The organism is Mesorhizobium sp. C120A (assembly GCF_030323105.1).
In the GTDB taxonomy this organism is placed as follows: Bacteria; Pseudomonadota; Alphaproteobacteria; order Rhizobiales; family Rhizobiaceae; genus Mesorhizobium.
In genome coordinates this window covers 179,946-201,607 of sequence record NZ_CP100476.1, presented here as the reverse complement: position 1 = coordinate 201,607, position 21,662 = coordinate 179,946, and the positions used below count along the sequence as shown (strand labels likewise).

Here is a 21,662-nt window from a genome sequence, read left to right as displayed (position 1 = left end):
CTGAGGCGACCGTGACCCAACCCAACCTCACCAGCCCCATCGTCGGCAATCCAATCGTCATCGGCATCGACGCCGGCGGCACCATGACCGACACGATCCTTGTCGACCAGGACGGCCACTTCAAGATCGGCAAGTCGGCAACCACGCCGAAGAACGAGGCCGAAGGCTTCCTCGCATCGGCCGAAGACGCGGCCGACGCCTGGGGCATCTCGCTGGAGCAGCTGTTCTCCGGCGTCAACGTCGTGCTCTATTCCGGCACCGGCATGCTCAATACACTGTTGTCGCGCACCGGGCGCCGGCTTGGCCTGATCACCACCAAGGGTCTGGAAGACATGATCCTGATGGGTCGCGGCCTGCAGGCCTGGGCCGACTATTCCTATGCCGACCGGCTGCATGCGGTGACCCACCATCATCCCGATCCGCTGGTGCCGCGCCGTCGCACCCATGGCGTCACCGAGCGCATCGACCAGTTCGGCGACATCGTGCTGCCGCTCTACGACCATGAGGTCTCGGCTGCGGCCAAAAAGCTGATCGCCGACAAGGTCGAAGCGATCTGCATCATGACCATCTTCTCGCACGTCAATCCGGTGCACGAAAAGCGCATCGCCGAGATCTGCCGCGAGGAGGTGCTGAAAGCCGGCGCCGACATCCTCATCTACACCAGCCACGAGGTCCGCCCGGTCATCCGCGAACAGTCGCGGCTGAACTCGGTGCTGATCGAAGCCTACGCGACGTCGCGCGGCCGCAAGCAGCTCAAGAGCATCGAGGACGTTTCGAAAAAATACGGCTTCAAATACGGCGTGCAGACGCTGCTGTCCTTTGGCGGCCTGACCTCGATCAACCATCCGCGCCTGCACGAAACCATGATTTCCGGCCCGATCGGCGGTATTCTCGGCGCGGCCTATGTCGGCAAGCTCATCGGCAACGACTCCCTGATCTGCTCGGACATGGGCGGCACCTCCTTCGACATGGGCGTCATTTCGCGCGGCCAGACGCGGATCGAGAACGAGCCGCTGATGGACCGTTTCAAGCTCAACGTGCCGACGCTGCATCTCGACACGATCGGCGCCGGCGCCGGCATGATCCTCAAGGTCGACCCGCTGACCAAGAAAGTCTCGCTCGGGCCGGAAAGCGCCGGTTCCGACCCCGGCCCCATCTGCTTCGCCAAGGGCGGCACTGAACCCACCATCGCCGATTGCGACGCCATACTAGGCCGCCTCAACCCGTATTATTTCCTCGGCGGCAAGGTCGTCTTGCAGGTCGAGAAGGCGCGCAAAGCGTTTGAGGAAAAATGCTCCAGCATCCTTGGCGTCGGTGTCGAGGAGGCTGCCGAAGGCATGATCGACATGCTGGAAGCCGATGCCAACAACGCGCTGCGCCGGGTCATCTCCGGCCAGGGCATCCATCCCTCGGAATTCACGCTGCTGTCCTATGGCGGCTCGGGTCCGCTGCATCTGGCCGGCTGCTCCAGGGGCATCGGCTTCAAGGACATCATCACCTTCCAGTTTGCCGCCGCCTTCTCGGCCTTCGGCTGCACCACCGCCGATTTCATGCGTCGGCATTCGGTCTCGACGCAGCACGACATCGGCGCCCGCGCAAGCGATGACGAGCTGCTCGCTTTCGGCAAGAAGGTCACCGACGTCTGGAATGATCTCACCAAGGCGGCGGTCGACGAGATGATCAGCGACGGCCATATCAGAGACAAGATCAAGACCGTGCCGTTCCTGATGATGCGCTACACCGGCCAGCTCGAGGATGTCGAGGTCATGGCACCGCTTGCCGAGGTCAATTCGGCTGACGACATGCGTAGGGTCATCGACGAGTTCGAGGCGGTCTACGCCAAGGTCAACCATCGCATTTCGCGCTATGGCGAAGCCGGCTTCACCATCACCGAGCTCGGATTGATCGCCACCGCCGACAAGGTCAAGCCGGTGCTCTTGAAGCGCCCGCTCGGCAAGTCGGCCCCGGCAGCAGCGCACAAGGGCGTGCGCGAGGCCTATATCGGGGGACGCTGGCACAAGGCCAATCTCTACGAGATGGACCTACTGCAGCCCGGCCATGAGGTGATCGGTCCGGCCATCATCGAACATCCCGCCACCACGCTCGTTGTTCATCCGCAGGACCGTGTCCACGTGGATGAGTGGACGCTGCTGCATTACACTCATTCTTGAAAGGGCACCGCCATGTTGGACAGACCTGCCTCGGCCCTGCGCCTTCGCGAACGGCTGCTCGATTCAGAACGGCTGATGGAAGAGACCGGCTGCTATGACGGCATCACCGAGCTCACGCTACGCAACCAGGACCCGCTGAAATTCGAGACGCTGCACACCAAGCTGCGCGCCTATTGCGTCTCGGCCCGCGAAATGGCCCGCCGCATCTCGGCCTCGCCCGGCGTGCGCGAAGTCGGCGAAATGGTGGTGGCGATCTATACGCCCGAGGGCGATGCGATCGCGCTGTCCAACGGCATCATGGTCCACGTCCACACGATGAGCCGCTTCATCAAATGGATGATCAAGAACAATTACGAGGAAAACCCGAAGATCCGCGAAGGCGACATCTTTGCCAACAACGATGCCTTCATCGGCACCGTGCAGGTGCCCGACGTCATGGACGTGGTGCCGATCTTCCATCAAGGCACGCTGGTCGGCTGGGCCGGTGCGGTCTGCCACGAGCTCGAAGCCGGCGGCATCACGCCCGGCGGCGACGTCTGCTTGGCGCAGGAGCGCTTCACCGAAGGCCTGTTCGTCTGCGCCGAGAAGATCGGCGAGAATGACGAGATCCGCCGCGACTACGTCATCCGCTGCGAGCGCAATCTACGCATGCCGATCTACTGGGTGCTCGACGAGAAGGCCAAGGTCGCCTCCTGCATCGACATGCGCGAAAGCGTCAAGCAGCTGATCTCCGAGATCGGCCTCGACTACTGGATGAAGGTGTCGAAGGAGTTCATCGAGGAGGGCCGTCGCGCCCAGCTCGCCCGCACCCGCCAGCTCACCGTGCCCGGCATTTATCGTGGCCACACCTTCTACGGCCATGTCACGGCGGGCAAGCCCGGCTTCCAGCTGCTTGGCGATCCCGACTGGCTCTACAACATCCCGATCGAGATGGAGATCACCACCGACGGCAAGATCACCATGGACTTCGAGGGCACGCAACCCTGGGGCTACCATTCGATGAACTGCACGCCGGCCGGCATGGATGGCGGCATGTTCGTCACCTTGACCCAGCACATGAATTTCGAGGGCCTGGTCAATGACGGCGCCTGGATGGCGACCGAGCTGAAGCTGCCGCACGGCACCTGGACCAACCCCGACAATGAGATGGTGGCGACCGCCACATCCTGGGCGCTGCTGCTGCCGGCCTATGGCGTGTTCCAGCGCCTTTTGTCGCGCGGCTTCGTCGCGCGCGGCTTCGTCGAGGAGGCCTTCGTTGGCCAGGTCAACAGCCCGATGATCGAGATGGGCGGCGAAAGCCAGTACGGTACGCCGTTCGGCATGGCGCATTTCGAATGCGCCGCCGCCGGCTCCGGCGCGCTGGCCATCGCCGATGGCCTCGACACCGCCTATGTCGGCTGGAATCCGGAATCCGACATGGGCAACATCGAGGTCTGGGAACAATCGATGCCGATGGTCTATATCGGCCGCTCGATCGTCCCCAATTCAGGGGGCGCCGGCAAATATCGCGGCGGCTGTTCCTTCGTCTCGACCTGGCTGATCAACAAGACCTCGCACCTGCGACTGCACACCTCGGAACACTCCTCGCGGGTATTCGACAATGGCGGCATGTGTGGCGGCTATCCCGCGCCGACCTGCCAGAAGCATCGCGCGGTACGCAATTCCAACATCCATGAACTGGCGGCAAAAGGCGAACCGCTCGCGCATGCCCCAGGTATCGATCCGCATGTCTCCGACTACGAGAAGAACATCGGCGGCGACCATGCCGTGGTCGAAGGCCCCTACATCACCTCGCCGCACAAGTCGGGGGACATCTTCAGCCATTCCTACAATGGTGGCGGCGGTTACGGCGACGTGCTGGAGCGCGATCCGGTCAAGACCGCCTGGGATGTCGAGAACGGTTTTCTCACCCGCCAGGCGGCGATCCAGATTTTCGGCATCGTGCTGAAGGACGACGCCGAGGGTTATCCGGTTGCCGATATCGACGCCACCGTCGAACGTCGTGCCGCCATGCGCAGAGAGCGTCTGGCCAAGGCGATCCCGGTTTCGGACTGGATCGCTGCCGAACGCGGCCGTGTCGAGAAGGCCGACTTCGCGCCCGAGGTGAAGAAAATGTATGCCAGCGCGATCAAGCTGTCGTCGCGCTTCACCAGGGATTTCAGCGATTTCTGGACCGTCGACGCCAGATCGATCTTCATGCCGGGAGCAAAGCCATGACCTCGTACAGCAAGGAAGTCCTCGGCGATCTCTCAGCCGGCAAGCTCCCCTGGCCTCAGACAAAGCGCATCATGAGCGCCTACAAGGACGACGACCGCTTCTTCAAGATGCTCGCCGTCTATCAGGACCGTGTCACCTGGAAGGACCCGATCCTGCTGCCGGTCTCGGATCACCTGTTCATCTGCCAGAGCGGCGACGAGCGCATCACCCGTTGCGAATGCGGCCAGTCCTTCGGCGACTACCGCAAGAACTGGAAGCTCAAGGCTGCGATCAACGTGCGAAACACCGAGGAAGCGCTGCGCGAGATCTATCCCAACAGCGATATCCCCGATCCGCAATGGATGGAAATCCGCGAATTCATCTGTCCGGAATGCGGCACCATGCACGAGGTCGAGGCGGCGGCACCCGGCTATCCGATCGTGCATGATTTCGAACCCGATCTCGAAGGCTTCTATCGCGAGTGGCTGGGCAAACCGCTCTAGCGAAACTCGATGTTACGGCCGCGTTGCCGGCAAGGTAGCGCTCCTAGCCGGCGACGGACTATGAATAAACGCATCGTACGTCGCATCGGAGACTGCCCACCATGACAGACCTTTCCGGCCGCAGCGCCATCGTCACCGGCGGGTTTTCCGGCATGGGTTTCGCCATTGCTACGGCCCTGGCGCAAGCCGGCGCCAATGTCGCCGTCGGCTCCTACATCGCGCCCGCCGGCGCCGACAGATCCGACGCCGCCTACTATCCCGGCGCCGATGAACTCGAGCGCGTGCGGTTGGCCCTGTCGGCACACGGCACCAGGGTTTGTGCCGCCCATCTCGATGTCCGCGACAGCGAGGTGACCAACCGGTTTGCAGCCGACGCGCAGGCCGCCATCGGCCCGGCCGACATACTGGTCAATGCTGCGGGCACCACCGCCGAACAGCCGGTCTGCGGCCATTCCGACGCGCTGTGGGACAAGATCGTCGACACCAATCTCAGCGGAGCGTTCCGCGTCACCCGAGCTGTGCTGCCCGGCATGATCGAGCGCGGCTGGGGCCGTATCGTCAACATCGGCTCGACGGCGGCTTCCGTCGGCTGGAAGGACAACCCGGCCTACTGCGCCTCGAAGGCCGGGCTGCTCGGCCTTACCCGCTGCGTGGCGCTGGAAGGCGCCGCGCACGGTGTCACCTGCGTCATGATCAGCCCGACCTGGGTCGAGACCGAACTGATGCGCCGCAACGTGGCGCAGGTCGTCGAGCGTGAGGGCAAGGGCAGAACCGCCGAGGAAGCGATGGCCGAGATCGCCAAGGGCAATCCCCAGCAGCGCATGCTGCAGCCGCAGGAAATCGCGGCTCTAGCCGTGTTCCTGTGCTCGGATCTGGCCAAGGGCATCACCATGGAAAACATCCAGATCACCGGCGGGGCGCTGTGGTAGCGGCCACAGCTTGTATTTTCGAACGAGCGAGCCGCATTAACGCCATTTGTCGGTTGCATGGTCGTTTTGGCCCTGCCTGCGGCAACTTTACCCCTCGCGGCAAATTTACCATTGAGTGACAGGCATAGAGGTTATATTGTGCACTGCACAATGGATGCCCGCTGATAGGGGTCCGGCAAGGGCAGGTTCCGGCGATCGCGCATGCAAGGGCGGACCTGACGCAGAAAAGCCGACCATGGGCGCTTCAGCCCAGCCGAAAGGCGGCAGCATGAGAAATCCGGTACGGATATGAAGATCCCGAAATCCATTCTGATCGATCCGGACAACAACAAGGTCTATGCCGCCTTCGCCGTTGCGGTGTCGGTCTTTGCCTTCGCCTACTCCACCAATTTCGGCCAGATCCTGATCCTCGCCTACTATCTGGTATGGCTGCCGCTGCTGTTCGTCGATTACCGGCGTTTCGCCCGCGATCTCTCCAGCGCCTGGCTGCCGCTGCTGTTTGCGGCCTATGTCTGCCTGTCGCTGTTCTGGTCGCAAGCGGCCGGCACCAGCGCGCGGGCGGGGCTGCAATATTTCTCCCACATGCTGTGCGCCTACATCGCGGCGCGCACCATCAGCACGCGCACGCTGGTGCTGGGCTCGCTGATCGGCATCTTCATCGTGCTGCTGTATTCGCTGAAGGTTGGCGCCTATGCGCTCGACACTATCGACGGCACCACCAATTTCGTCGGCGCCTTCGGCTCCAAGAACCAGATCGGCTTCTTCGCCTCGCTCGGCATCTTCTTCTGCTTCGCTTTTCTGGCCTTCTACCGGCGCAACTGGATGAGCTTCGTCTGGACCGCGCCGATCATCCTGCTGTCGGTCTATATGCTTGCGATCGCCCACTCGGCGACGTCGGTCGCTTCGCTTCCGGCGGTGATCGGTGTCGTTGCCTTGCTTGCCATGAGCAAGGTTCTGTCACGCCGCTACCGCCGCGTGCTGTTCGTCGTCGGCGCTACCGCGCTGGTCGGCGGTGTGATGGCTGCGCTGAACCTTGGCCTGCTCGATGTCGTGCTCGGCATCTTCGGCAAGGATTCGACGCTGACCGGCCGCACCTATCTCTGGGAACAGGGCTGGGCCGCCGCGCAGCAGCGTCCGGTGCTCGGTTATGGCTATGCCGCCTACTGGATCCAGGGTTTTGCCGATCCGGAACGGCTCTGGGCCGAGTTCTACATCTCCACCCGCACCGGCTTCCATTTCCACAACACCTATATCGAGACGCTGGTCGAGCTCGGCTTCATCGGCGTGACGATGCTGGCGCTGATCATCCTGCGCTCCTTCTGGGGCCATGTTTCGAAGGTGGTGTTCGGTGACTGGAGCGCCGATTCGGTGGTGCTCGCCGGCGCGGTCGGCATGATGCTGATCCGCTCCTTCTTCGAGGTCGAGATCCTCGGCCCCTATTTCATGGCCTCGTTCATCGTCTATTACGGCCTGTTCAAGCTGCGCCCGGTGCCGCTCGCCAGGGCAAGGCGGGCCTATGTTCCGGTGCCGGACGAGAACACCGCCAACGGCCGCATGCCGGCGCGCGTCTGACTTGCTTATCTCAGGCGACGGCGCGCTTGCGCAGCATCAGCCGCTGCAGGAAGCGGCGCAACGGCTCGTCATAGAGGCGCGTGGCGATGTCGGCGATGACGATGACGGAAACCGCCATGACGATTCCGAACCAGGGATGATGCGCGAACGGGTCGATCGCTGCGGCCTTGCCCGCCCCGGCGATGATCATCAGCAGCGGCGTGTGGATGATGTAGATTGGGTAGGAAATCCGCCCCAGCCAGCCATAGAGGCCTGACAGGCGCGGCGCCGTCGGCGCAATAGTGCCGACCACCACCAGCGCCGGGAAAACAAAGACGACGCAGGCGAGATCGTAGGCGACGCGCGCGCCGCCGGCCGGCGCGATGGCAAAGACGACGAGCGTCAGTGCGATCGCGGCCTCTATCCACCAGCCGCGCCGCAGAAAGCCGAGCCCGCTTTGATAGCGTGTCATGGACCGGCAAAGCAGCACGCCCAGGAAGAACGAGAAACAGACGCGCGGCAGGCCGCTGATGATGGTCGATCCGGTCATGCCGAAGTCGAGGGTGCCGGCAATGATAGAGACGACCACCAGCAACACCAGGCTGACGGCGATGAGCGTGCTCAGCACGCGTTTCGTCAGCAGGAAGAAGAAGGCGACATAGGCCATGTTGACGATCAGCTCGAAGAACAGCGACCACGACGCGGGGTTGAGCGGAAAGATCGTGCGATAGGCGTCGCTGACCAGCGGGATGAAGAACATGCCGGTCGTCAGCATGGTGCCGATCTCGGAGATCGGCATGTATTCCGCCGGAATCAGCCGGTTCTTGACGATGAGATAGAAGAAACCGAGCAGCGTGCCGGCGAGGTAGAGCGGGTAGAGGCGGATCAGGCGGATCGCCACGAACGTGCCGAAGCCCATGCCGTTTTCGATCTTGCGGTCATAGGCATGCGCGATGACGAAGCCGCTGAGCAGGAAGAACAGGTCGACCGCCAGATAGCTCGACGGCAGCACCTTGCCGGGGGCCAGGAACGGCGAGAAGTGGTAGAGCATGACGCTGATCGCCGCGACGCCGCGGATGGCATCGAGATTGAGGTAGACGTGGCGCGGTGCGGCGGGCTGCATGGAATGCCTTCAAGCGGTCGAAAAACGGAAGTTCCCGCCCGCACCCTGGCGCGAACGAGCCGAACTGGTTCTCCCGCCCCTCCGTCGTTCCGGTCTAGCTGAGCGAGACAGGAACTTACTGGCTGGCCGTCGGCGCCAGCTTCACCTTGATGACGTCGCCCGGCAGCACCGGCGTATCTTCCTTGGCGTCGATCTCGCTGGTCTTGCCGTCGGTCACGCGCACCAGCGAATAGATGAGCGCCGGCTCTTCATTGTTGTTTGTGATGGCGGCGGTCGTGGCCGGGTCCGATGCCTGGGCCATCAGGCCCTGTTGCATGTTGACCCTGAGTGCGGCTTCGTTGAGGTCTGCTTCGACCTGCTGCCGGTCGGCGGCAAGTCTCGAGTTCAACGTGTTCTGGGCATCGATGGCATCCTGCGTCGCCTTGCTGACCGACTGCTTGGCGGTGAGGATCGCCGTCTCATAGTCCAGGATCTTGCCCTGCAGATCGGTGACCGACTGTTGCGAGGAAAGCAGGCGTGCGTTGGCGACCAGGCCCTTTTGCGCCAGCGGACCGATACTGTCCGCCTGCTGCTGCGCCAGGTCGACCTGCTTTTGCTGGTTGACGATCTTTTTCTGCAGCGCCTCGATTTCGGACTGCAGGACCCCTTTCAGATCGTCAAGCGCCTGCAGCTTCAGCTTCAACGCTTTCTGGTCGGAGATCAGGATCTGCATTTCGTCGGCGACGATTGTCGCCAGGCGCGGGTCGCCCTCGACTTCCTTAGGCGCCTCGAAACTCTCCTTGCCGGCGAGATCGGCATCGATGCGGGCACGCTTGACGATCAACCGCACGCGCTGGTCGTCATAAATGTCGAAATTGCCCTTGGCGGTGATCAGGTCCTTGCCGAGCTGGGTGCCCAAATCGGCGTTGCGCCGGATGCCGCCGGCGATGCTGATCGCCTTGAGCACGGTCAGCTCCGGCACATAGGGAAACTGGCCAGGCGTCTGGATCTCGCCCGAGATGTAGAACGGCCGGAACTGCACCATTTCCACCGAGGCTTCCGGCTTGTCCGACAAGGCAAGCTTGCGCTGCAGGGCGACGCTGATCGCGGCCGCAACCTCCGACGTGGTCTTGCCGGCGGCCGGCAGTTCGCCGACGAACGGCACCGACAAATTGCCGGCGGGACCGACCGAATATTCGCCGTTTACCGCCGACCAGTCACGGAACGTGCCTTCCACCGTCTGCCACTCGGCGACGCGGATGTTGAGCTTGTCCTGCGAGCCGAGCCGGTACTCGTCGGCCATGGCTGGAACCGCGAGCGACAGAGCGAGGCACGTGGCGACGAGCCGTGCCGGCCGCATCGGGCCGGCAAGGCGAAAATACGCTGATATGTCTGTTTTCAACTGAACGTTTCCGATCCGTTTTGGCCCCATCCGCCCGATAGGCCTGCTGCCGAGTGCCTCCTTCGGAACCTGGCAGAACACTATGGCTGCAATGCGAGACCGGCCCATCGCCGAATAGCTTTGGACCGGATTGGCTTCGGGCCGTGCCGGCCCGATTGCTGACCAGTTGCGGTCGGTCAGTAGGAACCGCGCGACATCCACACCGCAGGCACGGTCTTGAGGATGATGCGAACGTCTTCGAACAGCGACCAGTTCTCGACATAGTGACGGTCGAACGCGACGCGACTGTCATAGGAGACATCGTTGCGTCCGCTCACCTGCCAGAGCCCGGTCAGGCCCGGCCGCGACTTCAAATAATAGACCGCGGCGCTGCCGTAGATCTCAAGCTCGTCGCGCACCACCGGGCGAGGCCCGACAAGGCTCATGTCGCCCTGCAGGATGTTGATGATCTGCGGCAGCTCGTCGAGGCTGAGCTTGCGCAGAACGGCGCCGACGCGGGTGACGCGCGGATCGTTCTTCAGCTTGCGGGTCGCGATCCATTCGGCGTTGGCTTCCGGATTGGCCGCGAGATAGGCGGCCAGCACACGTTCGCCGTCTTCGACCATGGTGCGGAACTTGAGGCAGGGGAAAATCCGCCCACCGCGTCCGATGCGCTTGTGGCCGTAGAAGATCGAGCCGCCGTCGGAAAGCTTGACCAGAAGGGCCACCATCAGGAACAGCGGGCTAAGCGCCACCAGGCCGACAAGTGAACCGAAAACATCGAAACTGCGCTTCAGCAGCCCGCCGATGGGTGGCGGAAAATCTACGCCGACATGCGAAAATGCCGCATTGGCCGACTTGGCAACGTCCCTCATGCAAAAGCTCCATACGTTGAACGGATGGTTTATGCCACGATACCAAAAAAATGCTGCAGCGCAACACACAATTTCCCATATGGCTGAAATAGTCACGTCAGGAATTGACTAAATAATAAACGCTCCTTGCCCAAATTTTGCCCTTTATGGCGGGTTTGTGACGAATAATTAGCAACCGTAGGAAATGTAATGCCTTTTTTCGGCGGGTTTTGGGCAAATCGTCCTTTGCCGCAGAGGGAACGGCTTTAACTGATTTTCGAATCACTGGCTTTGCTAAATTAATCAAGTAAAATACTAATCAACATTGTAGATTCTACTGTAGTATAAAGCGCATGACGAGTTAGGTCACCACCCCTGCGTGTGCATCGCAGCATGGCGGAGTCCAAGCCGCCGCCAACCCGAAAATTATTGCTGGTTGCCCTTGCCGTCAGTTTCGCGCCTTAATAGAGTCGCAAATTATTCCTGATAGAGTCTGGATGGGTTGGGAAGGCCGGAAGCAACCGGCCGAAAAAGAGCAGCTAAATAAGCTCGCATGGCGAATGGGGAGATACTCGGGTGGGTAAGTCATCGCTTTTGCATGCTCGGGCCGGTTGACGGGCCGCCGAACATGTCATTACCAAAATTCGTCATTGGAATGGTTTTCGCCCTCGCGATCGTGGTCGCGTGGTCCTATGTCGACGGCGCGACGGTCACCACAACGGTGCTTCGCGTCATCGGCTGCGCTGTCCTCATCCAAGTCGGTTATTTCCTGCTGGTGTATGTTATGATCGCCAGCAGCGCGCCGACATCGGCCGACAGGGCTCGCGACGCCGAAAGAAGCCTCGGCGCCGACAAGGCGGTTGAAGGCGAGAAGCTCTCGGCGAGGCGCAGCGTGCATTGAGCAGTCTGAAGCCGCAAGGTCGGCCTCGGATCATCTTGCAGCCGGACTCAGCCTGCTTCGGCCGGCTCGGGTTCCGATTGCTCGCCTGAAAGCATTTTCGACAGGCGGCTGCCGGCCTTCGCTTTCAACCTCTGATATTGCCCCACTTCGACGATTCGTCCGTTTTCGACTGCAACCACCCAGTCGGCGAAGGCGATCATCGATGGCCTGTGCGCAATGGTCAGGATCGTCATCGATCCGCGCAAGCCGTCGATCGATTTGGCGATCAGGGACTGGTTCTGCCAGTCGAGCGCGCTGGTCGCCTCGTCGAGAATGAGCAGCGAAGGTTTGCGCAGCAGCGCGCGCGCCAGCGCGATGCGCTGGCGTTCGCCGCCCGAGAGCCGGACGCCGCGGTCGCCGACCACCGTGTCGAGCCGCAACTCCAGCCGCTCGACGAAGTCGGCGCCATGCGCAGCGCGCAGTGCAGTCCACAGCTCCGCGTCACTGGCTTGCGGCGCGGCAAGGCGCAGATTGGCGGCGATCGTATCGTGCAGCAGGAACACGTCTTGCGGCACATACGCCACCTGGTCGCGCCAGCGCCGGCGGTTGGCGGCGCCGATCTCGACGCCATCGGCCAGGATCTTGCCCTCGCTCGGTTCGAGCAGGCCAAGCAGCATGTCGGCAAGCGTGCTCTTGCCCGAGCCTGACGGACCGATCAGCGCCGTTACCTTGCCGGCGGGAAGGCCAAAGGTGACATCGCTCACCACCGGCTTGCCGCCGGCCTCATAGGCAAAGGAGACATTGCGGATGTTGAGCCCGACATCGAGCGACAGCTTGGCATCCGATTCGAGGTTTGCCGGCTCGCGTTCGGCATCGAAACGCGCCTGCATGTCGCGCATCGAGGCATAGGCCGGCAGGTTGATCAGCACCTGCTGCGCCTGCATCTGCATGTCCATGAAACGCGGCGCAATGCGCATGAACACCAGAAGCAGCACAACGATCTCGGCCAGTGAGAGGTTGAAGCGGATCAGGGCGACATAGATGAACAAGCTCAGACCAATGACGCTGGCGACCTGGAACAGAGCGGTGCCGATGGTGCTGTTGCGGACGTAGTTGATGTTGTCGGCCTTCATCTTCTCCAGCGTCGCGCGAAGCTGTGCGTAATAGGTCGCCTCGACATTCAGGCTCTTGGCCACCTTGATGCCGCCGAGGAACTCCGAGACCGTTCGGTACTGCTCCTGGCGATTGCTGGTCAAAACCCGGCCGAAGGCGCTGGCTCGTGCCCGAAACGGCTGCAGCGCCAGGAAGGTGACGATGCCGACGACAATGGCAAATGCCGTCATCACTGTCGAAATGAACAGCGAGACAACGAGATAACCCGCCAGAAGCACGGCGATCTGCACCAGCATCAGCAGCGAGAACGCCGCCGACTGCACGCGGTCGATATCGCCGGTCAGCGCATGGTCGAGATCGGAGCTGCGCATGCGCGCGAATATCCCCCACCGCGCCTTGCCGATGCTCTCGAACAGGTTCATGCGCAGGCGATTGATGAAGTCGAGCAGCAGCCGCGCCATGTAGACGGATTTATAGCGGTTGAACGCCGCCTGCAGCGCGACAAGCCCGACCAGCAGGCAAAGCACCGTGGTCAATTGCAGCGTTCCGTCCGGAGCCAGCCAGCGCACCCAGTCGCGGTCAGGCAACCTGACCGCGAAATTCTGCTCGGGTCGCCCGACCAGATGCAGCAGCGGCACCAGAAGCAGGATCGAGATGCCTTCGGTCAGGCTTCCCAGGATCAGGAACAGCAATGCCGTGAAGGTCCTGCGCCCGCCGATCCGGGCCATGGCGGCGCCGAAGCCGGCGACATCGCGGTAAAACGAAAAGCGCAGGATCTGCGATGCGGACATGTCAGTCACCGCGGCCCTTTGTCGGCCGCCAGATCGTTTTCGATCAGGGCGACGGCTTCGCCGATACGGTCGAGCCCGGTGGGCACTTCGAGGCGACAGACGCCGATCTGGCTGGCCAGGGCGGCGCATTGGCGAAGATGTGTCGTGGCAAAATCGCCGACCAGGGCTGGACGGCCGAAACGCGTCACATAGGAAAATTTGATGATCGCCGGCAGGGCGCCGATGCCTGGCAGCGGCGTGATCGCTGCCTTGTCGCTGCGCTCGAGGATATAGATCCGGGTCGCCGGCACCGCGTCTGCCGCAAATCCGGCGTGCAGGCGGTGCTGCATCTTGTCGATCGCCGCATGCACCTGCGGGCGTATCTCTGCCTGGCGGATGGGAAACGCGGCGGCGGCATCGGCGGCGAGTTTCAGCTGCGGAAAACCCGGAACGATCATCGGCCGGTCCGTGAGATCGAGCGCCACGACATCGTCGGTCAGCAATCGATGCCCGGCACGGATCATCGCGCTCGCCGTCGTCGATTTGCCGGCGCCCTTGTCGCCCATGAAGACAGCGCTCTTGCCGCCGACCGCAATGGCGCTGGCGTGCAGGATGAGCAGGCCGCGCTGGTGCAGGAGCAGTGCCATGACCGGACCGAGCAGCGGAAACGCCAGCAGCGCATCGTCGACATCGGGCGCCGGCTCCACCTCGATCCGGCAGGCATCGGTGATCAGGAAGGCGCCGACCGTCTGCCATGCCAAATATTGCTGCCGCGGCTCGAAACGGAAAGCGGTTCCGGTCTCGGGCGAGGGTTTTGGCAGGTCGATCGGGCCGACCGTGATCAGCACATCGACGCAAGCTGGTTCGCTCGGCTCTAGCTCAGGCAGTTCGACCTGCGAAGCGATCGTCAGCCCATAGGCTTTGTAGAAGTGCTGTGCGCGAGCAGCAATTGCATGGCGGTCATCAGCGGCAAGAGGCATGTTGGCCGGCATCATCATTGGCTCCCGCGCTGTTGCACCTGCCGCAGCCACAATGATAGCGAAATCGAACGCCATACATACTGGACATCGGGCAAGGTCGCGGCCTCGGGTTGGCTGGAAATGCGGCCATAGGCGGCGGTCACCTCAGGCAGGTTGACGTAAGGGGCAATCCGCGCCGCATCTTTCACCAGCACCTTGTCCAGGAGATCGCGGTGATTGCCGAGCATGCCTTTGACCAGGTTCGAGGTGAAATCGATCTTGTCGCGCCGCCACTGCACTGCCGGCGGCAAAATTCCTTCCATGGCGCGGCGCAACACCGAGCGGCCAAAGCCCTGGTTCAGCTTTTCCGCGCCGGGCAGTGTCAGGCAGAACTCGACCAGAGGCTTGTCCCAGAAGGGGTAGCGCGGCTCGACGCCGAAATTCGCCGCCGCCTTGTCGAGTACCTCGAAGGCGTGCGGCACCATGCCGTTCGACAGCAGCCAGCGATGGGTCAAGGTCTCGCTGGCGCTGACCGCGGGCGGCATATAGCCGGCCCTGCGGAACCGTTCGACGAGGTCGGTGCGCATCGCCAGGTCCGGATTGATCAGGCCGCGCCAGCTCGTCGCCGGCCGCCCAGTGGGATGGCGCCGCAATTTGCCAAGCACGCGGTTCGCGAACCGCTTGATTCTCGCGACGCGCCAGGCAGGCCCGTAGAGGGTCAGGAACTTGTAGTAAAGGCCGAGCATGCCGTCGCCATAAGTGTTGGAAGCGCTGCGCAGCTCACGCCACAGCTCCATCCATTTGCCGGCATCGGCGAGTTCGTGCAGATGGCCGTGGCCTTGCGAAACCACCTCGTCGCCACCATGGCCGTCCAGCAGCACCTTCATGCCCTTGGCGCCGGCCGTCCTGTAGATGTCGCGGGTCAGCGACAGGCCGGGGGCCAGGAACGTTTCTTCCTGCTCCTCCAGAATGCGTTCGAATTCCGCGAAGGGCGCGTAGTCGCCGACGGAAATCAAAGTGCCGTCGACCTTCTGCTGGCCCAGCACCGCCTCGATGAACGGACGCTCATCCATCGGCGAGCCCTTTTCGAACACCAGCGAGAAGGTCGGCAGCCTCGGTCTTTGCTGGGCGGCATTCTGCAGGCCCGCCACGCAGGCGATCGAGGAGGAATCGAGGCCTCCGCTCAGCATCGCCCCGACCGCAGGCGTGCCGCGCATGCGGTTGCGGACCGATTGCGAGAACAGATGGCGGAATTCCTCGGCCGTGTCCGCCCGCATCGGTCTTGGCGACGGTTCGATCTGCCAGTAGCGGCGCAACACCACCTGGTTCCCGGTCACCGTCAGGCTATGGCGCGCCGGCAGGCGGAAGATATCGGCATAGGCAGTCGATTGCGGATCGTCGGGCAGCCCGGCGAGGAAGCCGGAAATCTGGTGTTCGCTGATGCGCATGTCGACGCCGCCGACATCGAGGATCGGCCCGATCTCGGAAGCAAAGACGAAACGCCGGTCGCTCGAATGGTAGTAGAAGGGTTTGACGCCGAAATGATCGCGCACGCAAAACAGCTTCTGGCGCTCGGCGTCCCAGATGGCAAAGGCGAAGTCGCCCTGCAGATATTCGGGACAGGCTTCGCCCCAGCGCAGATAGGCGCGCATCACAAGCACGGCGTCGGCAACCGAATTGTCCCGGATGCCGAGCCTGGCCAAGAGTTCGTCGCGGTTGTCCAGCCGGCAATCCGCGGTGATTGCGAGCTTGCCGCCGGCCATGGTCAGCGGGCCGGGGCCGGCTTCATCGGTGGTGTTGAGCCAGGCGTGGCCAAGAACGACGCCCTCGTCGATCCACCACGAACTGCCGTCAGGCGCGCGATGCTGCATGCGGGCAAGCATGCGCTGGATGTCGGCCGCGGCGGCCTGCCTGCCTTCCTGCCTCAGCAGAATTCCGGCGACGCCGCTCATCGCTCACTGGCCGTGGTCGACGAGATGGTTAAACCCGCCAAGCGAGCCGCCGAGCACGATATGGTCGCCGCTGACCAGCCAGGCATGCGCCTTCAACTCGGTGCCGGTATCGCGCTCGATGCCGATGCGGATTTTTGAGGCGTTGCCCTGGCGGGCAAGCAAATATTGGCCGGAAAGCGCTTGGGTCAGACAGCTTGCGCCAGGCACCAGGCGGGCAGCCGCAGCCACGCCCCAGGCGACACGCCTGAGATCGCCGATGTCGGCTGGTTCGCGCGCGTCGAGCCGGGTCACCATGCGGCGCACTTTGTTGTAGGAAAGCAGCGTCAGCCCCAGCCGCACCGCCACGACCACCGCAAGGCAGTGGGCGAGAAAGAGCATCTCCGGCCCGCTAAGTGAGAAAGCTCTAGACAAGTTCCTCATCATGGAGCCTCGCAAGCCCGGCGTCCGCCAAGCCCTTCAACAATCCATCGACATCGGCCTTGCAGCGTTCCGGATCGACATTGTAGCGATCCAGCACGGCGCTGCGGATTTCGGAAATCGGCCGCGGCTCCTGGATCAGCTCCCAGATATAGGCGCCGACGCTGTTCAGGCTGTAATAGATGTTGGACCTCATATCGAGCAGCGCCAGGCCGTTGCCGAATTCGCAGGCCACGGCATCCTTGCTCGCGCTCATCCGATCATGGTCCGTGGGGTTCCAGTCCATTCCTAAACCTCGCTCACAACCAACGCTTCGGCAATTCCGGACAAAGACGCGAGAGCCGGGGTTTGACCCCCGACTCTCCTTAGTGCGCTCTGTTTGCAGAGTCCGGACTTTGTCACCCCAACGAGAGAATACTCAGGAGAAGGTGAGTTCGCCGACCGGCGTATGTGCCGGAAACGAGGCGTCGAGTGCCGTAGTACCGCTACCGCCTTGCGTGATGGTCTCGATCGAGCCGTGGACCGTCAGGCTAGGGGTTTCGTACTCATGCTTTTCAACATTCTGTTCCAATTTACTCTCCACTTGTGGACTGGAAGCGGCCTGTCGATTGCCGGCAGCGAGCTATTGCTGCACCGCAATAGCTGCATGGCAGCATTTATGAGTCAAGCCTGATTTACCAGCCGTTAATCAATTCTCGGTTGCGACTCCCTTCAATGGTGATCAAAGCGCTTTGCATTTTCACATCCCAGGAGAATTCAGCAGAGTGTCCGAGGCCATCAACTAAGTATCTGATTTAATTACGTTAAATTTTCCTTCGAATGCTCCTCACTTGGGCGCTGGCGCATTCCCACAAAATTGTTGCTGACGTACCCGTCACAAGCCCCGATCAGGCGGCGCCTTGCATCTAGGACTGTGTTGCGAAACGTTCAGGTTGCAGGAAATTGGCGCCAAAGGAAAAACTGGACGCGGCGCATGAATTTGGCGATGCTTTGCTTCGCACTTGCAATATAACGCGCCTGGCGAATTTTTTGCGGAGATGCTGCAGCAGATGGCCTTGCAGGAAGGGACCTTCGAAAGGTTGCGCGCCGCTGGCTGCGCCGACGAAGTGGCCTATGTGCAGGCGTGCCTGCGGCTGTTCTTCGCCTCCGGGGCGAGCCCCAGCGCCGCGCCTGCACCGGCCATCTCCGTTGCCGATGTTTGCGACATCGCCAGGCTGAACAAGGTCGCCACCTTCATGCTGAAGGCGCTGTCGCGCCCACCGGCGGGCGAGACGCCGCCGGGATTGCTCGAGTGGCTCGACACTTATCGCCGGCGCACGATTGCGATGAACTCGTCCGGCATCATGGATTCGATGGCCATCGACAAGGCGCTGCGCGGCAGCGGCATCGATTTCGTGTTCCTGAAGGGGCCCCTCCAGCAGCAACTGCTCTATGGCGACCATTTCATGAAGCCGTCCGGAGATGTTGACATATTGGTGTCGCCGGCCGGCTTCTTTAGGGCTCGCGATGCGCTGCGCTCGATCGGCTACGAGGTCGCCGGCAAGTCCCGCTCCGTCTGGTGGGTGCGCTTTCTGGGCGAGCAGCACATGGTTCGCAGCCAAGGTCGGAAATTGTCCACCGTCGATCTCCATTACCGGCTCCAGCAGCCGGGATCGCCCAGCCCGCGCGATACGGAAGGGTTCCTGCGCCGCAAGCGCGCGCTTGCGATCGCCGGCTCCAGCGTGCCGTTCATCTCGGCCTCCGACACTTTGCTTCTGTCCTGCATCAGTGTCGCAAAGGCGCTGTTCAACCGCGAGCCATGCGCGGGCTATGTCTGCGATGTCCGGGCCGCTGCCAGTCGGCTGAGCGAGGCCGAGCAGCAGACTGTGCTAGACTACGCGGCCGAGCAGGGGCTGGCTGACACCCTGCTGCTGGGCCTGCGCGCCGCCGATGTGCTGCTTGGTGGCGCCGGCACGCTGCTGTCGGATCGGGCCACCAGGATCCTGTCACGCATCGGCAATGAAGACCTGTTCCACATGGTCATCGCGCCGTGGCTGTCGTCGCTCAGATGGCCGCAACGGCGCACCGTTTTGTGGGAATTGTGCGGCCGCGAACCTGTCCGCTACCTGACCGAGGCCGGCTGGGCCGCGTCAGCCGACCTCAGCCGGCGGATTTTCGAGCGGGAAAGCCGGTGACGATGAGGGTCGTCATGCAGCAGGCAGATAACGTTCCGTCCCGATCCGCTGGGGATGGATCGGGGTCCGGCGCCGCGCGCCGGGAGGGCGAGGGGCCTCGCGACACTTTATGCAATCGAAAGGCCACCCTATGTCCATGACAGAATCCCGGGTCTGCGTGATCATCGCGGCGCGCAACGCGGCCCGGACCATTCCCGCAGCCATCGCCTCGGCGCTGCGCGAGCCGGAGGTGGCGGAAGTCGTCGTCGTCGACGACGCCTCCACCGATGACACCGCAAAGGTGGCCAGCGCTGCCGATGATGGCAGCGGCCGGCTTTCGGTCATCCGGCTCGACGCCAATCGCGGCCCGTCCTTCGCCCGCAACGCCGCCATTGCCGGGTCGAAATCGCCTTTCATCAGCATTCTCGACGCCGACGATTTCTTCCTTCAGGGACGGTTTCGCCAGCTGTTTGCCAGCGCCGACTGGGATTTCGCCGCCGACAACATCATGCTGATCCGTGACGATACGGCGACCGATGTCTCGAAGATCGTCGCCCCGTCCTTTTCGGCGGACCCGGAATTCCTCGACTTCGAGCGGTTCATCGAGGGCAACATCTCCAGACGGCGTGTCCAGCGCGGCGAACTCGGCTTTCTCAAGCCGGTGATATCAAGAGCTTTCCTCGACAGGCATGGGCTGCGTTACGACGAGAACCTGCGTCTCGGCGAAGACTATGAACTGTACGCCCGCGCCTTTGCCCTTGGCGCACGCTTCAAGGTCATCCGTTCCTGCGGCTATGGCGCGATCGTGCGCGCCGATTCGCTGAGCGGGCGCCACAAGACACAGGATCTGAAGCGCCTCGCCGATGCGGATCTGGCACTGCTCAAGATCGACAGCCTGCCGGAAGGCTCCAAGGCCCTGCTGCGCAAGCACGAGCGGCATGTGCGTGACAAATACCGGCTGCGCAATTTCCTCGATGTGAAGGCCGAGCGCGGCATGGCGTCTGCCGCCGCCTATGCGCTGGCCAGCCAGTCGAACCTCATTCCTATCGTTGTCGGCGTGGCCGCCGACAAGCTCGATGCCTTGTTTCGCCACGCCGGTCTGTCCCCGCGGCAGCAGCCGGTGCCGCCCTTGCGCTTCCTCATGGCCGCTACCAGCACGGCGGCGCAAAAGTAGGCTCCGCCAAGTCCGGGACGGCGGCCGCAAGGCTGAAAAAATTGCCTTTCTGAAACTCGGAGGTTGCCTACACGCCCCGACGATGGCACTGTATGTTGCGGTGCAGCAATTTTGGAAGGCCAACCGGATGGCTTCAATTTTCGGCTTCAGGTCCAGGGACCCAGCGCGCGACAAGCAGACCGATCTGGCGCGTTTCGACCGTCTGGCAAAGCTGTTGGATCAGATCACGGCCGAGATTGCGGCCGAGAAGACCGGGTTGGAGGCCCGCTACCGGTCGAAGTCCACCAACGCGGCCTTCCTGGTCGAGTCGATGGAGAACGGCTCGGCGTCGGCACGCAAGCTGTCGGAAGTCGGCGAGCTGACGAAGTCCATCCTGAACTGCGAACAGCGCATCGCCGAGCTGGTGCGCCAGACGAGCCGGATGAAGGAACTGCGTCATTCACTCGACGCGATCGTCGGCGAGGATGGCCAGGGTTCTGATTCGCACGGGGAATATGTCAAACCCGCAGGTCGCTTCGGCTGAACACGGTCACACGAGACACAGAAGAGAAAGTTCGGGGACGGAGGATCGGGATCGGCCCGTTAGCAATGTGGGCCAATCGGTGACTTTGGGTTGGGGCGGAACAGCACAAAGGTGAATTGATATGAACGCAGATCCGAAGACGACGCCCATGGCGGCAATCGATGCCATGATTTCCGCGCGGCCAAATCGGCCAATGCGTCTTGTAAACCCAACGCGTCTTCTATCCGTTGGTGCGCTTCTGTTGGCGGCAGCCGCAGCTCTGCTCGGCGCCGCCCACCCCTCCCGCGCCCAGGACGCCTCCCCGGAGATGCAAAGCGCACCGTCCTTCGTCGACGATTTCAAGAGTTTCGATCGTTCGCGCTGGTATGTCTCCGACGGTTGGTCGAACGGCAATCACCAGAACTGCACCTGGTCGAAAAGCCTGGTAAAATTTTCCGACAACATGCTGACGCTCGGCTTCGAAAAGCGCAAACTGAAGGACCGCGAGTTCGCCTGCGCCGAGATCCAGACCAAGCAGCGCTTCGGCTATGGGACCTATGAAGCACGGATGAAGACCGACACCGGATCCGGTCTCAACGCCGCTTTCTTCACCTATATCGGCCCTGCCGACAAACAGCCCTGGTATGAGATCGACTTCGAGGTGCTGACCAAGGATACATCCAAGGTGCAGGTCAACAGCTACATCGCCGGCAAACCCAAAAACGAGAAGCTGGCCGAGGTCGAAGGCGGCGCCGACAAGGGCTTCAACGACTATGCCTTCATCTGGGAAAAGGACCGGCTGCGCTGGTACGTCAACGGCAAGCTGGTCCAGGAAGTGACCAATCCCGAGCAATTGCCGACCCACTCGCAGAAGATATTCTTCAGCCTCTGGGGCAGCGACACGCTGAAAAACTGGATGGGCGCCTTTTCGGACCCCGGCCGCCAGGTGACGATGCAGGTGCAGCGCGTCGCCTTCACCGCGCTCGGCCAGCCGTGCCAGTTTCCGGAATCGCTGGCATGCAGTGTAAGCAGCATAAAGTAGATCTGAACCGGCC

General features: G+C 62.4%; 19 protein-coding genes. 10 read left to right on the top strand and 9 right to left on the bottom strand.

The features are described 5' to 3' along the window. Positions 1 to 11 precede the first annotated feature (11 nt). The 5 genes from NL532_RS00965 to NL532_RS00945 all read left to right on the top strand — a co-directional run bounded on the left by NL532_RS00965 (position 12) and on the right by NL532_RS00945 (position 7,371). Positions 12 to 2,171 (top strand): hydantoinase/oxoprolinase family protein, encoded by a 2,160-nt coding sequence (locus tag NL532_RS00965; protein WP_023828599.1) that lies wholly within the window; start codon positions 12 to 14, stop codon positions 2,169 to 2,171. A 12-nt stretch (positions 2,172 to 2,183) separates the two neighbouring features. After that, the gene (locus NL532_RS00960) at positions 2,184 to 4,388 is read left to right on the top strand and encodes a hydantoinase B/oxoprolinase family protein (RefSeq protein ID WP_023828598.1); all 2,205 of its coding nucleotides are present in this window, start codon (positions 2,184 to 2,186) and stop codon (positions 4,386 to 4,388) included. Further along, positions 4,385 to 4,870 carry an acetone carboxylase subunit gamma gene (locus tag NL532_RS00955; protein ID WP_023828597.1) on the top strand — a complete coding sequence of 162 codons (486 nt, stop codon included), beginning with the start codon at positions 4,385 to 4,387 and terminating at the stop codon, positions 4,868 to 4,870. The genes NL532_RS00960 and NL532_RS00955 overlap by 4 nt, the downstream gene beginning before the upstream one ends. A 101-nt stretch (positions 4,871 to 4,971) precedes the next feature. Next, the gene (locus tag NL532_RS00950; protein ID WP_023684241.1) at positions 4,972 to 5,799 is read left to right on the top strand and encodes an SDR family NAD(P)-dependent oxidoreductase; all 828 of its coding nucleotides are present in this window, start codon (positions 4,972 to 4,974) and stop codon (positions 5,797 to 5,799) included. 288 nt (positions 5,800 to 6,087) lie between these two features. Continuing rightward, positions 6,088 to 7,371, top strand: a complete 1,284-nt coding sequence (locus tag NL532_RS00945) for an O-antigen ligase family protein (RefSeq protein ID WP_023828596.1) — start codon at positions 6,088 to 6,090, stop codon at positions 7,369 to 7,371. 10 nt (positions 7,372 to 7,381) lie between these two features. On the opposite strand, the gene NL532_RS00940 is transcribed toward NL532_RS00945, so the two are convergent. From NL532_RS00940 to NL532_RS00930, 3 genes are all read right to left on the bottom strand, one after another. Further along, positions 7,382 to 8,473: an acyltransferase family protein gene (locus tag NL532_RS00940; protein ID WP_023828595.1), complete on the bottom strand. Its 1,092-nt coding sequence runs from the start codon at positions 8,471 to 8,473 to the stop codon at positions 7,382 to 7,384. 115 nt (positions 8,474 to 8,588) lie between these two features. Beyond that, positions 8,589 to 9,812, bottom strand: coding sequence for a polysaccharide biosynthesis/export family protein (locus NL532_RS00935; protein ID WP_032885928.1), 1,224 nt, complete (start codon positions 9,810 to 9,812; stop codon positions 8,589 to 8,591). 218 nt (positions 9,813 to 10,030) lie between these two features. Next, positions 10,031 to 10,708, bottom strand: a complete 678-nt coding sequence (locus NL532_RS00930; protein ID WP_023746616.1) for a sugar transferase — start codon at positions 10,706 to 10,708, stop codon at positions 10,031 to 10,033. 634 nt (positions 10,709 to 11,342) lie between these two features. Between NL532_RS00930 and NL532_RS00925 the strand changes: the two genes are divergently transcribed. Beyond that, complete coding sequence (locus NL532_RS00925; protein WP_348524265.1) at positions 11,343 to 11,588, top strand: exopolysaccharide production repressor protein; 246 nt, start codon at positions 11,343 to 11,345, stop codon at positions 11,586 to 11,588. Between the two features lie 47 nt (positions 11,589 to 11,635). Here the strand turns inward: NL532_RS00925 and NL532_RS00920 are convergent, their stop codons facing one another. The 6 genes from NL532_RS00920 to NL532_RS00895 form a co-directional block, all read right to left on the bottom strand. Continuing rightward, positions 11,636 to 13,471 carry an ABC transporter ATP-binding protein gene (locus tag NL532_RS00920; protein WP_023715552.1) on the bottom strand — a complete coding sequence of 612 codons (1,836 nt, stop codon included), beginning with the start codon at positions 13,469 to 13,471 and terminating at the stop codon, positions 11,636 to 11,638. A 5-nt stretch (positions 13,472 to 13,476) separates the two neighbouring features. Next, complete coding sequence (locus NL532_RS00915) at positions 13,477 to 14,445, bottom strand: phosphoenolpyruvate carboxykinase (ATP) (RefSeq protein ID WP_023715553.1); 969 nt, start codon at positions 14,443 to 14,445, stop codon at positions 13,477 to 13,479. Beyond that, positions 14,445 to 16,361: a lasso peptide isopeptide bond-forming cyclase gene (locus NL532_RS00910; protein WP_023816355.1), complete on the bottom strand. Its 1,917-nt coding sequence runs from the start codon at positions 16,359 to 16,361 to the stop codon at positions 14,445 to 14,447. Before NL532_RS00910 ends, NL532_RS00915 begins: the two co-directional genes overlap by 1 nt. A 3-nt stretch (positions 16,362 to 16,364) precedes the next feature. Beyond that, entirely contained in the window at positions 16,365 to 16,739 is a 375-nt protein-coding gene (locus tag NL532_RS00905; protein WP_023702339.1) for a lasso peptide biosynthesis B2 protein, read from the bottom strand. A 25-nt stretch (positions 16,740 to 16,764) separates the two neighbouring features. Further along, the gene (locus tag NL532_RS00900) at positions 16,765 to 17,034 is read right to left on the bottom strand and encodes a PqqD family protein (RefSeq protein WP_245259933.1); all 270 of its coding nucleotides are present in this window, start codon (positions 17,032 to 17,034) and stop codon (positions 16,765 to 16,767) included. 162 nt (positions 17,035 to 17,196) lie between these two features. Then, positions 17,197 to 17,349, bottom strand: a complete 153-nt coding sequence (locus tag NL532_RS00895; protein ID WP_023684233.1) for a lasso RiPP family leader peptide-containing protein — start codon at positions 17,347 to 17,349, stop codon at positions 17,197 to 17,199. 478 nt (positions 17,350 to 17,827) lie between these two features. Here NL532_RS00895 and NL532_RS00890 point away from each other — a divergent pair, with 478 nt between their 5' ends. From NL532_RS00890 to exoK, 4 genes are all read left to right on the top strand, one after another. Further along, on the top strand, positions 17,828 to 18,952 hold the full coding sequence (locus NL532_RS00890; RefSeq protein ID WP_023732547.1) for a nucleotidyltransferase family protein: 1,125 nt from the start codon (positions 17,828 to 17,830) through the stop codon (positions 18,950 to 18,952). A 130-nt stretch (positions 18,953 to 19,082) separates the two neighbouring features. Then, on the top strand, positions 19,083 to 20,105 hold the full coding sequence (locus tag NL532_RS00885) for a glycosyltransferase family 2 protein (protein ID WP_023702337.1): 1,023 nt from the start codon (positions 19,083 to 19,085) through the stop codon (positions 20,103 to 20,105). 127 nt (positions 20,106 to 20,232) lie between these two features. After that, complete coding sequence (locus tag NL532_RS00880) at positions 20,233 to 20,628, top strand: cytochrome P450 family protein (protein ID WP_023828594.1); 396 nt, start codon at positions 20,233 to 20,235, stop codon at positions 20,626 to 20,628. Positions 20,629 to 20,749: 121 nt separating this feature from the next. Further along, positions 20,750 to 21,649: an endo-1,3-1,4-beta-glycanase ExoK gene (gene exoK, locus NL532_RS00875; protein ID WP_023828593.1), complete on the top strand. Its 900-nt coding sequence runs from the start codon at positions 20,750 to 20,752 to the stop codon at positions 21,647 to 21,649. The last annotated feature ends 13 nt before the right edge of the window (positions 21,650 to 21,662 follow it).

Excerpts from the sequence above, each read along its gene's own strand:
- NL532_RS00960 (WP_023828598.1), top strand. The coding sequence starts at position 2,184 with ATGTTGGACAGACCTGCCTCGGCCCTGCGCCTTCGCGAACGGCTGCTC.
- NL532_RS00955 (WP_023828597.1), top strand. The coding sequence starts at position 4,385 with ATGACCTCGTACAGCAAGGAAGTCCTCGGCGATCTCTCAGCCGGCAAG.
- NL532_RS00950 (WP_023684241.1), top strand. The coding sequence starts at position 4,972 with ATGACAGACCTTTCCGGCCGCAGCGCCATCGTCACCGGCGGGTTTTCC.
- NL532_RS00945 (WP_023828596.1), top strand. The coding sequence starts at position 6,088 with ATGAAGATCCCGAAATCCATTCTGATCGATCCGGACAACAACAAGGTC.
- NL532_RS00940 (WP_023828595.1), bottom strand. The coding sequence starts at position 8,473 with ATGCAGCCCGCCGCACCGCGCCACGTCTACCTCAATCTCGATGCCATC.
- NL532_RS00935 (WP_032885928.1), bottom strand. The coding sequence starts at position 9,812 with ATGCGGCCGGCACGGCTCGTCGCCACGTGCCTCGCTCTGTCGCTCGCG.
- NL532_RS00930 (WP_023746616.1), bottom strand. The coding sequence starts at position 10,708 with ATGAGGGACGTTGCCAAGTCGGCCAATGCGGCATTTTCGCATGTCGGC.
- NL532_RS00925 (WP_348524265.1), top strand. The coding sequence starts at position 11,343 with ATGGTTTTCGCCCTCGCGATCGTGGTCGCGTGGTCCTATGTCGACGGC.
- NL532_RS00920 (WP_023715552.1), bottom strand. The coding sequence starts at position 13,471 with ATGTCCGCATCGCAGATCCTGCGCTTTTCGTTTTACCGCGATGTCGCC.
- NL532_RS00915 (WP_023715553.1), bottom strand. The coding sequence starts at position 14,445 with ATGATGCCGGCCAACATGCCTCTTGCCGCTGATGACCGCCATGCAATT.
- NL532_RS00910 (WP_023816355.1), bottom strand. The coding sequence starts at position 16,361 with ATGAGCGGCGTCGCCGGAATTCTGCTGAGGCAGGAAGGCAGGCAGGCC.
- NL532_RS00905 (WP_023702339.1), bottom strand. The coding sequence starts at position 16,739 with ATGCTCTTTCTCGCCCACTGCCTTGCGGTGGTCGTGGCGGTGCGGCTG.
- NL532_RS00900 (WP_245259933.1), bottom strand. The coding sequence starts at position 17,034 with ATGAGCGCGAGCAAGGATGCCGTGGCCTGCGAATTCGGCAACGGCCTG.
- NL532_RS00890 (WP_023732547.1), top strand. The coding sequence starts at position 17,828 with ATGGCCTTGCAGGAAGGGACCTTCGAAAGGTTGCGCGCCGCTGGCTGC.
- NL532_RS00885 (WP_023702337.1), top strand. The coding sequence starts at position 19,083 with ATGTCCATGACAGAATCCCGGGTCTGCGTGATCATCGCGGCGCGCAAC.
- NL532_RS00880 (WP_023828594.1), top strand. The coding sequence starts at position 20,233 with ATGGCTTCAATTTTCGGCTTCAGGTCCAGGGACCCAGCGCGCGACAAG.
- exoK (WP_023828593.1), top strand. The coding sequence starts at position 20,750 with ATGAACGCAGATCCGAAGACGACGCCCATGGCGGCAATCGATGCCATG.